The organism is Amycolatopsis heterodermiae (assembly GCF_034929455.1).
GTDB classification, from domain to species: Bacteria; Actinomycetota; Actinomycetes; order Mycobacteriales; family Pseudonocardiaceae; genus Amycolatopsis; species Amycolatopsis heterodermiae.
In genome coordinates, this window is sequence record NZ_JAYFSI010000005.1 from 589,802 (window position 1) to 601,142 (window position 11,341).

The 11,341-nt window shown below is 62.4% G+C and carries 6 protein-coding genes and 2 pseudogenes; 1 reads left to right on the forward strand and 7 read right to left on the reverse strand.

Translation table 11 applies throughout. From position 1 onward, the window contains the following. Positions 1–6: 6 nt before the first annotated feature. Positions 7–579 (reverse strand): annotated as a pseudogene (locus VA596_RS24900) (radical SAM protein); the annotation flags it as partial. 264 nt (positions 580–843) lie between these two features. Here VA596_RS24900 and VA596_RS24905 point away from each other — a divergent pair. Next, positions 844–1,404: a hypothetical protein gene (locus tag VA596_RS24905; protein ID WP_323330545.1), complete on the forward strand. Its 561-nt coding sequence runs from the start codon at positions 844–846 to the stop codon at positions 1,402–1,404. A 111-nt stretch (positions 1,405–1,515) separates the two neighbouring features. Here VA596_RS24905 and VA596_RS24910 read toward each other — a convergent pair whose 3' ends face one another. The 6 genes and pseudogenes from VA596_RS24910 to rlmN form a co-directional block, all read right to left on the reverse strand. Then, positions 1,516–4,236, reverse strand: coding sequence for a dsDNA nuclease domain-containing protein (locus VA596_RS24910; RefSeq protein ID WP_323330546.1), 2,721 nt, complete (start codon positions 4,234–4,236; stop codon positions 1,516–1,518). A 242-nt stretch (positions 4,237–4,478) separates the two neighbouring features. Next, the gene (locus tag VA596_RS24915; RefSeq protein WP_323330547.1) at positions 4,479–5,231 is read right to left on the reverse strand and encodes a hypothetical protein; all 753 of its coding nucleotides are present in this window, start codon (positions 5,229–5,231) and stop codon (positions 4,479–4,481) included. A 1,076-nt stretch (positions 5,232–6,307) separates the two neighbouring features. Next, positions 6,308–7,726, reverse strand: coding sequence for a UvrD-helicase domain-containing protein (locus VA596_RS50695; protein ID WP_410171921.1), 1,419 nt, complete (start codon positions 7,724–7,726; stop codon positions 6,308–6,310). After that, a complete protein-coding gene (locus tag VA596_RS24920; RefSeq protein WP_323330548.1) occupies positions 7,710–9,464 on the reverse strand; it encodes an ATP-dependent nuclease in 1,755 nt (584 codons plus the stop codon). Before VA596_RS24920 ends, VA596_RS50695 begins: the two co-directional genes overlap by 17 nt. A 734-nt stretch (positions 9,465–10,198) precedes the next feature. After that, a complete protein-coding gene (locus VA596_RS24925) occupies positions 10,199–10,471 on the reverse strand; it encodes a hypothetical protein (protein WP_323330564.1) in 273 nt (90 codons plus the stop codon). Positions 10,472–10,505: 34 nt separating this feature from the next. Next, positions 10,506–11,341: pseudogene (rlmN, locus tag VA596_RS24930) on the reverse strand (23S rRNA (adenine(2503)-C(2))-methyltransferase RlmN); the annotation flags it as partial.

The following is an 11,341-nucleotide window of genomic DNA, read 5'->3' on the forward strand; positions in this document are numbered from 1 at the left end:
AACAACTCAGCCTTCAGCAGCCAGCTGGCCGCACGCTGCGGCGATGTCCTGGCCACGGGTGTCCCGCACCGTGCACACGACACCGCCGGCGTTCACCAAGCGGACGAACTCGCGCTCGACCGGCTTCGGCGACGCATCCCACTTCGAACCCGGCGTCGGGTTCAACGGAATCACGTTCACGTGCACCAGCTGACCCAGGTGCTTGCGCAACCGCTTCGCGAGCAGCTCCGCCCGCCACGGCTGGTCGTTGATGTCCCGGATGAGGGCGTACTCAATCGAGACCCGCCGGCCGGAGGTATCGGCGTAGTACCGCGCGGCCGAGAGGACCTCGTCGACCGACCACCGCTCGTTCACCGGCACCAGCGTGTCCCGCAGCTCGTCATCCGGCGTGTGCAACGACACCGCGAGGCGGACCTGCATCTTCTCGTCCGCCAGCTTCCGGATCGCCGGCGCCAACCCCACCGTCGACACCGTCACCGAACGCTGACCGATCCCCAGACCCCCTGGTGCGGGATCCGTGATCCGGCGAACAGCCTTCACAACTCGGACAAAGTTCGCTAAAGGTTCACCCCTGCCTACTGTTTTACAACACTAGGAATGACCACGTTTACACAGCTCAACCCTACGAAACTTCTTGATGTGCTGCCTGCCACACCTATCCTCAAGCCAGTCAGCTTGTTGCCATCGATCGACCCGCGCCGACCCTCTCGACGTGGCGCGCGGCTCCGACGGGACGACGCCGTCCTACGACGGCACGCGTCCGGGCTCGAGCGAATGCCGGACCTCCAGGAGGCGCATACCCATGGGTTGACACACCCCTGGACGCCGCTCATAGTGATGGGTATGCACCCTGAAGATGCCCTCGCCGACGAGGTCCAGGCAGCTGTTTCTGCAGCAATCGGCACGATCCTGAAGGAAGAAGACCCCGTGAAGCGCTACCAGAAACTCGGCCATCAGCTCACCGTCTACGACCACGTCGTGACCCGGATCGCCGACGAGAAGGCTCAGTGTGCAACCGACCTCGCCAGTAAGGGCGAATCGTTTGCACGCGTCGCCGGCCTGCTGTCCGTCGGCACCCGGTCGCGCGCCCAGCAGCTCGTCGGGCGAGGCAGGCGCCAACCCGTGATCTTCGCGTTCCGCGACCAAGACGGCGAGATCTACGGCGACCATCACCTGCTGGCGACCATGCCACATGACGAGGCCCGACTACAGTTCGAGCCGGCCGACCGCGACCTGTTCTTCGCCGGTCAGCAGCTGCAGGTGTACTTCGGCCACGTCCACGAGGACACGGTCACTCCCAGCCTGTACACGTACACGACCGTCGACGCAACGACGGGCGAGCGGCGGGTACGCCCGACACAGAGGGTTCACGACATCCTGTTTGGCATACGCACCGACAGGTGATCGCCTAGCGAACGGTATTAGGTTAGTGCGCACTACGACGCACCGATCAGCCAGACAACTAACGTCCGAAACGCGAACACGAATCAAGTCACCCGCAAGATCGCTGGACAGCTAGCCCTCGATGACAGGATTCGCAGCCAGGTCTCCCCTCTCAGCAATTCGGTCGATGACTTGACGCTGGTTGACCAACTCCGCCGCTCCCGCGTCGTTCAGCTGATATGCCTCCAATTTGGTTATTTCTTCGCGGGCGGCATCAATTTCACCACACCAAGCGAGAAGGACAGCATACTGGGCGCGGACCGGAATGAGCAGATCGACCAACTGATACTCCGCAACAAGGGGCAGAAGGAAATTCTCGCTTATGTTGCGTGCACCTTGGAGGTCACCCAGCCCAAGCACCTCATCGATGGCATCTTGTCCGACTCTGACGGCTGATCGCCATGCCGATGCGGCGCTGTAGAATTTCATTGCGTGGACGAGCACCCTCGCGGCCGACGACTCGCCTAGACGCTTGCTGGCAGCACCGACGAGTTGCAGACTATCGGCGACGTGTCTGAAGTCGTCGTCGCGGGTGGCGCTGTCGGGCACGGCGGCGCGCAAGTCGCTGGGGCTCACGCCGACGACGTCACGGAGGTCAAGCCCGAGACGTTCGTAATAGTCCCCTACGAGGCTCAGCGCCTCAGATGCTGCGTCCTCGTTGGCCCCGAGGTGATACAACGAGAGCGCATGGTTGTAGCGGACGATCAGTTGCACCATCGCGTCCCCTGCGGAGCGTTCGAGACCGACGCTGAAGGCAGCCTCGACTCCGTCACGGTCGTCCCGCAAGGACGCGGCAATCATCTGCTTCATTGCGAGCGCTGACGCCGCACGCGGATCCATACCTGCGCCCACCGCAGCAGTCATCTGATCCACCATGCTAGGTATATTTCCGTAGCTGCCCACGCTGTAATCCCAGAACGCCAAGGCATCAAGTGCCCAGAAGCGTGCTTCGTCACCGAGGTCGGTGGACTGTGCGATCGCCTCAATAGCGGCCCTGACCTCGCTTGGATCACCGGCCTGGTGGAATTCCTCCTGAGTGGCAATGTCGATCAAGGTTTCCTGCCGGCCGGTCTGAGGCAGCAGCCGCAGCCACAAGCCGAACCGGCCTACCGTCCAAGTCGTGGGAAGAGATCGTTGCACCAGCACGACGAGGTTCTCCAGCGCTGCGCTGAGGATTTCTGGCTCCAAGGTCGTACGGTGATCGCGGGCCAGAAGTCGAAATGCATCATGGATTTTGATTCCGTCGCCAGTCACCTGGAGAATGCTTGACCTCGTAAGATCCCGGACCGTCGCGGCAGCCGTTGGCGGCGTCAACCCTGCCGTCGAGACGAGGTCGAGTGCCTCCTCGGTGGTTAGCGGTACATCTGCGAGCTCGAGCATTGAGGCAACGGTGCGAGCGGGCAGCGTTAGCTCCTTGAACGTCTCGGCAAGGATGACTTCCTGCGCAGTCTCCACGTGAGTGAGCCTTGCTTCCACTGCGTCTAGGAACTCAGTAACGTCGCGGTCGTAGGCACGAACAGCGAGTTGGACAGCTGCCTTCACATAGAGCGGTACCCCAGCAGTCAGCCGAAGAAGACGCTGCACGGCCGTTACCTCAACTGGACATCCCTCCGCGGCGAACACGGCCGCGACATCGTCCTGCGACCAACCACCGAGTTCCTCGGCCTGGATCTCCAACAGGGCTTCAACCGGAGCTTGCCCTGGCCAAGGCTGACCGAGCAACACGAACCGCACGTCAGGCGCCGCCTCGACGAGCGAGCGCAACGCTTGTGCGGACAAGCGGTGCACGTTGTCCAGAACAACGGTGACCTCGAGTTCTTCCTCTCGAAGCCGCCGCGACAGGAAGGCCATCAACTCAAGGCCGCTCGCTGCAGGTAGTGCTGCGCCGCCCCCGCCCGGAGTTCTCCCTGGCAAGAACCGAGCAACCAGTTCGCGGGCCAGCGAGGAAGCCACGGCCTGGCTGGGAAGCTCGCCAACGTCGAAGTAGGCGGTCGGGAAAGGATGGCGCAGCGACATGATCGAGGCCCAGGTGGTCTTGCCCGCACCCGACACTCCGACGACCAGTTGTACCCTGCCTGGCGCTGACAGATCCGGTTCCGATGACTGCTGACGGTAGTCGACAGGCGGCTGCGGGAAATCGTGCAACTGGACAACCAACTGCTCAAGGAACTCGTGAAGCTGAGCTTTGGTCACTGCGTGGCCGGCGTGGCCGGTCGCTATGTACTGCGCAAGTCCGGCGAGCTTGAGCACTAACGTCTCTGGCGCCAAGCTCGGGAAAGGAACCCCGCCAGCTAACTCGACGCACGCCTCCATAGCTTCTTGCAGCCCCTTCCAGGGTGTCGGCAGCGACAGATCGACGCCGCCAGCCGTTCCCCCGGGCCACACCAGGGCCACGTCAGACGGCCAACTCGACGACGCTATGCGGGCACGAAGGTCAGGCCCGGGGGCGGCGTTGCTCACGATCGCGAAGCCGGCGTCACCCACCCGCTCGCCACCAGCATGCGCCCGGCGCAACTGCTCGAACCGCGGCAACACTCCGTCCAAGTCACTGAACCGAAGCGGGCGTTCACGAGTCTTCACCTGCACGTATACCGCACCTGAAGGACGTACCAGCTCGACATCCTCATCGTGCTCGATCACCACCTCGTCGGTGTCCGTCCGGTCCATCGTGAGCAGACACGCCACCGCGTAGAGATGCTGATAGCCAAACCCACGGTGAGTTGCCTCGATGCGCACTAGTTGCGCGGAGTCGAGGACCGGACTTGTCTGGGCATCCTCTGGCAGGTTCGACATAGCGACCAGTTTGGCTCTAGACCTCGAAGATCGCACTCACCATGTGCCGGCCTCCGCGGCCGCACACGCAGACACTTCGTCGCCGTGCCGCTACGCCCTCGGCGTACCGTCCGACCTGACGGTCCCGCGGAACGGTCAACATCCGTCTTGCCCGGCTTAACTTTGCGGGAGTGCGCCGCGCTGAGCTGCGGTTCGAAAGGTAGGCCCGGACCGGTAGTCGCGCCTACTGTCCGGACCAAGTTTTACGATTCGGCGAGTCCGTCGGGAGCGTTTGAACCCTTGGTTGGTTCATGGCCGAACAGCTGCAAACAGCGAGTTCCTAGTGTTGTGATGCCGTGCGCGTCGTTCGCGATGCCGCTCCACGTTACGTCACCCAAAGTTCGTACTGCGCCATGACGAACGAGCGCGGCCAGCACCCCGTCAAGAAAACCATCGTAGTCGGGCAGGGCCAGCGCGAGATGGGCTCGTTCCCATCCTTGGGGCGCGTCGGAGTTAGACCACAACGACTCCGGAGGCACCGGTTGCTCAGCGATCAGTTTCAGCACCACGACGTGCGGTGCTTCCAGGTCGTCCACCATCGAGGCCAGCAGCCTCGCTTCGTCAAGGTGACTGTCGCTGCGAAGGCCATCGGCGAGGATCTGGCCGAGGGCCTGGATCTTGTCCTCCATCGAGGTCCTCGCCGCCGCTTCCAAAACCTGGGCGAGCAGTTCGAGGCGAGCGTCATAACCAGCTGCCCGCTCCACCAGGATGTCGAGGCCAACGTCCATCAGGTCGGCCGCGTGTTCAAGTGACCGCGCTGCGCGGTCCCCGCGGCGCTCTCCCGCTTGGGTCCACACCTGTTGCAGATACTTGAGCATTGGTGCACTGCCACCCACCAGCGTTGCCCCGACGGGGTTCGCACCAAGGGCGACACTCGCCAACGTGGCGAGCGCTCCAAGCGCAGCGTCTTGACCTGCCCCCGAAACCGCCTTGCCCGATTTGTCACGCTTCGTCATCGTCACTCCTGCCCAGTTCCGGTTGGTGATCGCGGTGGCTAGTTTGCGGATGTTGGAGGCTGAGGCAGTCGTCGAGGAGGGGCGCGAGGTTCGAGCGGAGCGGGTTGGTGGGGACCGGCGACTTCGCCCTAAGCCGCTTCTCGCTGTCGGATAACGCGCGCCCGCCGGTCTTCTGGCGGCGGGCGCCTTCCCGCTCGGGCCAGGGAACGGGTTCGGGGGCGAGCGCGAAGTAGCGGATGGCTGGGGTTGCGACCGGAACGATCGAGCGATGATCGCTTACCGAGTGGGTCTCAGCCTTCTCGCAGTCGTCCACCACAATCGACGTGCGATCTTGCTAAGCCATCGAAGCGGCCAGGTACCGCGACGACGCAGTCTCGCGTACCCGCCAAAGACCACTAGCCATATCACGCACAGCAACCCACTGAAGCGCACATCATCAAGCAAGTAGCAGCAGTTGAGGCAGGAGAGCAAGGACTGAAGCGGCCACGCCGCCACCAACACGCCACCGAGACCGACCACTCCGGACACAGCACACCTACGAGCCCCGCGCCCTTTCCCCACGATCTGCCGAGTATCCACATATCCCTTAAGGAGCAGTAGAAGCACAACCCCTACAACCGACTCAATCGGCTCCCAGTCGCCGTCTGCAGCTGAGATACTGACGGCGGCAGCCAGCACCACACCCAGTACTGCCGCTTGGTCAACCTGGCCACCGCTGCGGCCAGCCGGCTTTTTGGCTTGCCCAGCCAGCCCCCGCGGCCGGCGCGCGGCCGAACGACTTAGACGTGTCACGCCCATCAGTCGACAATGCCTCGCAGGCTGTTACGACCCGCCGCTCCGAACGCTAAGCCAGGCCGCTGCACACCAACCAAACTGACAAGACACACTGTGCAGCCCCCGCCACTCCACCGTGAACGACGATGGGCGGCGGCGGTCGCCCCGCCCACCCCGGAAACCTCGGGCAACCGCCCGAACCTGTCAGAGGAAAGCCACGCCTGACACCCTCCGCCTCTAGACCTCCTGTGCGAGCTGCGCGTCCGCCGACAGTTCGCGGTCCAGGCTTCACAGCCGCACTACTAGAATGAGACAGGATTCAAGATCGGAGTCCTACTAAAGACGATAAGCTTTCGGCGAGCTCGAGTCAACGCAACATATAGATTGCGTGCGTTCATACTGTCAGCGTCAAGAACGATGCCAGTGTCGTACTCCAGTCCTTTTACCAGAAGCGTCCGCGATATCACGCGCTGTTCTACGACTCGTCCAAGCCTACGCGACCTGCTTCGTGCCGAAATAGCACATTCAGCGAATGTTTCTCTCGGGTTACGGCGAGCGAGCTCGAGCATCGCCATAGCCTCACGCCAAGCCTCGCGGCGGAACACCTTGACACCGGCAACGTTTCTCAATTCTCCCAGAGCTAACGAAAGGTTCGAAGCAACCGGATCCTCGATTATGGCAGCCAGGGCATTCGCAGCTTTTGCCGCCTTTCCACCTCTAGCGCGAGGCTTAACACCCCCACTCAGACTGTCAACCTGAGCGCCATCTAAGGGCTTTACATACCCAGAAGCACATTGCCTCGCAAATTTCAGGAGCTCACAAGCAGAGACAGAGCCAATTCTGCGATCCAGAGATTCCGCCAACTTCTTGACAATGACGCACTCCAACTCCTCCATCACTCCATACTTGCCACCCAGTTGTCGTCCTAGGCTGTAACACTGTTGCGCATGACTATGCAACGCGACTACTGAACCCTCAGAACTCATAACCCAAATGCATTCACTCACCTGCTGGCGCGGGTCATTTTGTCGCCAGTTAACCCCCGGCGTCGCGGATAGGTCGATCGCGCGCCCCATCCGTAGGCTTTCCCGAAAACCCAGAAGGGATGCTCCGAGCACCTCGTTATAACCACGCCAACGCCAAGGATTAACGTCAACTTGAACGACGTTGAAGTTTGACACTACATCGGCCGACCAATCGACTACAGGATTTCCTGGCCATCCATATATTCCCTGAAGCGGGTCACCGAGTACGGTGACCGGTAGCACGCTTTTCATTGCCAGGACGACAGCGTGCTGAGAGACGCTAGTGTCTTGATACTCGTCGACCACGACGTGGTCAAATGTCGCGCGAACTAGGCTGAGAATATTCCAATGCGCAAGAACCCGCGCAGCACCGTCTACGGTTGCCTGGTATAGACGGTCGGCATCGAGGGTGACGTTGGCTATCCGAGGGAACTGCTGGGCTAAGTATCGACACCAACTGTCGATCGTCCGGACCGTTACACTTTTTGGGTCAACACCGAACCGTGCCAGTCGATCGCGAATGACTTGGACGCCAGCGTTTGTATGGGTCAGCACAAGCAAGCGTTTGCCTTGACGCTCCGCGAGTGCTCCCATGCTGCCGATTAGTTGAGTCTTGCCACATCCAGCAGGAAGCGTGACCGAAGCTGACGGCTTCGAAAGGAGTTCTTCAGCCTCGGTGTCAACTGCGGACAGCATCGGCAACCTGTCGTTCAGCGAACATGAACGCACGAACTTGGCGCATCTTGAGCCCAAAGTCGGTGGTCGCTAACGCTTCATGGTGGTTGAGCAGCAGATTGCCGAGCTGCTCACCCTTCGTCTCTGTCTTAAACCAGCCCTTCTTGTGTGCCGTCAACCCGACAGCGCCACGGACAGTTTCCAGAGTGCGGCCTGAGTCGACCCAGCCCAGCGGGTCACATCCGATGAGACGAGGGGCCTGCAAGGCCGCCGGCAGTCTGGCCTGGACTGCATCACGTACGGCATCTTCTCCGCCATTCAACTCCACTGCCAACTCGACGAGCGCCCGGAGGCCTACCGCTGGGAGGTCCTGCGCAACTCGCTGCTCCAGGCACATCTCGTCGGCCCACTGGATGACCTCGACGCCGGCCGCTCGCGCGGCCTCCGCCTCCTCAGTCAGCGGTTGATCGCTGTCGATTAACACGGCGGTCGGGTATCCCAAGACAGCAAGCTGCCGGGCGGATATCAACGCTTCACGGTCACTCTTCCCGTCCTTGACAACCGCCCCCACGATAGCCAGAGGCTCCGTTGCCGAGCGATCCCAGAATGCCGAGAAGGCGCGGAGCACCCCGAGTTCAGTCGCCCCCTCTCCGACGAGGACCCGACTCGCCAGCATCGCTGACGGACCCTTCCTGATGGTGCCCTGGATTGTGGGTTGCTCGGCACCACCAAGATCGGCCGGGACCGAGGTGATGTGTGTCGTCCCGTCCACGCTGCGCACTACCGCAAGACACTCCGCAGGCAAGGCCTCGACGACGAGAGACGAGTGTGTGGTGATGATGACCTGTGATGTCCCGGCTTCCGCGTCGTTGGAGAGTTTCCGGAGTAGACGATGCAGGCGGTGGGGTTCCAGTCCAGCCTCGACCTCGTCGACGAGCACGAGCGCGTGATCCCCAGGCTTAGCGTGCTGGATGGCCATACTGGTTAAGCGCCGCGCCCCGAGCCCTTGGGACGTCAGCGGCACCATGCCGTCGTGAAGGACAAGGTTGACACCGTTCGTCAGCCCTGACGGATCGAGACCTGCCCTCAGATCGCGGTAAGGACCCGCGCCGAATGAGGTAGCACCATCTTTCACCGCCTTGGCTGCAAGTGACAGATCCGAGTGACTTTCATCGAAGACGGCTTGCCGCGCCGAGCGATACGCACCTGCAACAACGTCGCCAGCTGCCCTTGAGCCCGCCGTCAGCGACGTTAGCGCCGATCCTCTGGCCCACCTCATGTGATTGTCGACGCGCTCATCGACCCGAAACAGACCAAGCTCAGCACGAGCGCCGGCTGAGATCCTGCCGACCATCTCAGTGCCGGGTTTGAACACCTCCCACGACGGTTCGAGCGACGCATCGGCCGTGAACCGGACGGCAAGGCAGACCTCGCTCCCGTCCTCCGGATCCGCTAAGACCGTCCCATCTGCCTGCAGTCCACAAGTCATGTCGCCGAAGCGATCCAATGTGAGCATGTCCCCAGGCAAGTTGGTCAGGTATGCCGCGACCTCTAGCGTTTCGCCGATGTCACAGGCATGAAAGTCAGCGTCGGTCAATGCGACATTGAAGCGAGGTGACAAGACCAGGGCGATCGCATCGAGCACGGTCGTCTTGGTGCTGTTCCCGGGTCCGATCAAACAGTTGACGCCGACTGCGGGCCGCCACGTGAGCTCCCGGATACCGCGAAAGTTTCGAACGTCAAGCCTTCTGATCGTCATTCCTAACCCTATCCACAGCTAGGCCGGCCACGACGAGCTAAAACTAGCCGTCAAGCTCATCACGACCGCGGTCTGGTTTCTCCGATCAAGATCGGCCTACCCGATCTCGTGTTACAGAAAATAGGCAAGATCAGCCGAAAGTGTCGCCACCAACTACACTCAACTCACGGCATATCTACAGAGGGTCGCAACGTTCACTGAAATCTGGCCGCAATTTTCCGACCTTGCCGCTAAGTGGACGGTGATACGGCACCGGGGTGGCCTCGGGGCCTCAACGAAGTCATCTTGGGACACCACACAGCCGGCCAAACGCATGGTCGGCCACGTCTTCAGCGGCAGTTGGGTCAGTGTTGCAACTGCGCGGCCGACCGAGGCGATCTAGCGCTCCTGTCAGGTTCGAAGGTCACCTAATGGCGACGCAAGCCACTTGCCGCTCATTGGCAGTCACCTACGGCGTGGTCGCCATCATCCAGCTCTACCTCGCAGCAACCATGCATGCGATGTGAGCTTGGATATTCGCCACCGCCTGCGGTACCGCCGCGGCCGCATCTGGTGTCGTTGCCAGTCGCAGCTCTTGCGACTCGCGCGATGTCAAGACGGCATCCGCCCAGGCCAGTTGGATGCCATATACGTCGGCAGCGTCTTCCCATTCGGCCAGCAGGTCGACCAGTCGCAGGTGACGGCTCGGCTTCTCAGCCAGCTCTTCTGCGTCGCGTCAGATCGCTGACCGGTGGTCAGCGATCGAGCCACGGCGCGAGCAGCTTCTCAAGGTCGGCGTCCGACAGCGCCCGCGGCCCGCCGTGGAACTCGTGCCAACGGGAGGCGTCACACGCTGCCGTGTACTCGACCTCAAACGCACGCATCAGCACGTACATGAACGTCACCGAGCTGAACCGCTCACCCAACAGCGTCCGCGCCTCACGAGCAACCTCGGTCGCACCACGGCCGACAACATCCGCGAGCCGTAGCTCCTCCGCAGCTGGATCCAACAGGCTGGGGGCATACATCACGACAAACACTCCAACATCGAAACGAACAAACTCAGCCTTCAGCAGCCAGCTGACCGCACGCTGCGGCGATGTCCTGGCCGCGGGTGTCCCGGACCGTGCACGCCACACCACCGGCGTTCACCAAGCGGACGAACTCCCGCTCCACCGGCTTCGGCGACGCGTCCCACTTCGAACCCGGAGTGGGGTTCAGCGGGATGACGTTGACGTGCACCAACTGGTCCAGGTGCTTGCGCAGCCGCTTCGCCAGCAGCTCCGCCCGCCACGGCTGGTCGTTGATGTCCCGGATCAGGGCGTACTCGATCGAGACCCGGCGCCCGGAGGTGTCGGCGTAGTACCGGGCGGCAGAGAGCACCTCGTCCACCGACCAGCGCTCGTTCACTGGCACCAGCGTGTCCCGCAGCTCGTCATCCGGCGTGTGCAGCGACACCGCCAGCCGCACCTGCATCTTCTCGTCCCGCCAGCTTCCGGATCGCCGGCGCCAACCCCACCGTCGACACCGTCACCGAACGCTGACCGATCCCCAGACCCCCTGGTGCGGGGTCAGTGATCCGGCGAACAGCCTTCACAACTCGGACAAAGTTCGCTAAAGGTTCACCCATACCCATGAAGAAGATGTTGGACAACCGCCCGGGGCCGCCCGGCATCTTGCCGTCGCGCATGACCGCGGCCGCCGAGCGGACCTGGTCGACGATCTCCGCCGTCGACAGGTTCCGGTCCAGGCCGCCCTGGCCGGTCGCGCAGAAGGGGCACGCCATGCCGCAGCCGGCCTGGCTCGAGATGCACAGCGTCGCGCGGTCCGGGTAGCGCATCAGGACGCTCTCCAGCAGCGTGCCGTCGTGCGCGCGCTACAGCGTCTTGCGGGTCGCG

What these genes read in the sequence shown, in the direction of transcription:
- VA596_RS24915 (WP_323330547.1), bottom strand. Translation starts at nt 5,231, where the DNA reads ATGACGAAGCGTGACAAATCGGGCAAGGCGGTTTCGGGGGCAGGTCAA.
- VA596_RS24910 (WP_323330546.1), bottom strand. Translation starts at nt 4,236, where the DNA reads ATGTCGAACCTGCCAGAGGATGCCCAGACAAGTCCGGTCCTCGACTCC.
- VA596_RS24905 (WP_323330545.1), top strand. Translation starts at nt 844, where the DNA reads ATGCACCCTGAAGATGCCCTCGCCGACGAGGTCCAGGCAGCTGTTTCT.
- VA596_RS24920 (WP_323330548.1), bottom strand. Translation starts at nt 9,464, where the DNA reads ATGACGATCAGAAGGCTTGACGTTCGAAACTTTCGCGGTATCCGGGAG.
- VA596_RS50695 (WP_410171921.1), bottom strand. Translation starts at nt 7,726, where the DNA reads ATGCTGTCCGCAGTTGACACCGAGGCTGAAGAACTCCTTTCGAAGCCG.
- VA596_RS24925 (WP_323330564.1), bottom strand. Translation starts at nt 10,471, where the DNA reads ATGTATGCCCCCAGCCTGTTGGATCCAGCTGCGGAGGAGCTACGGCTC.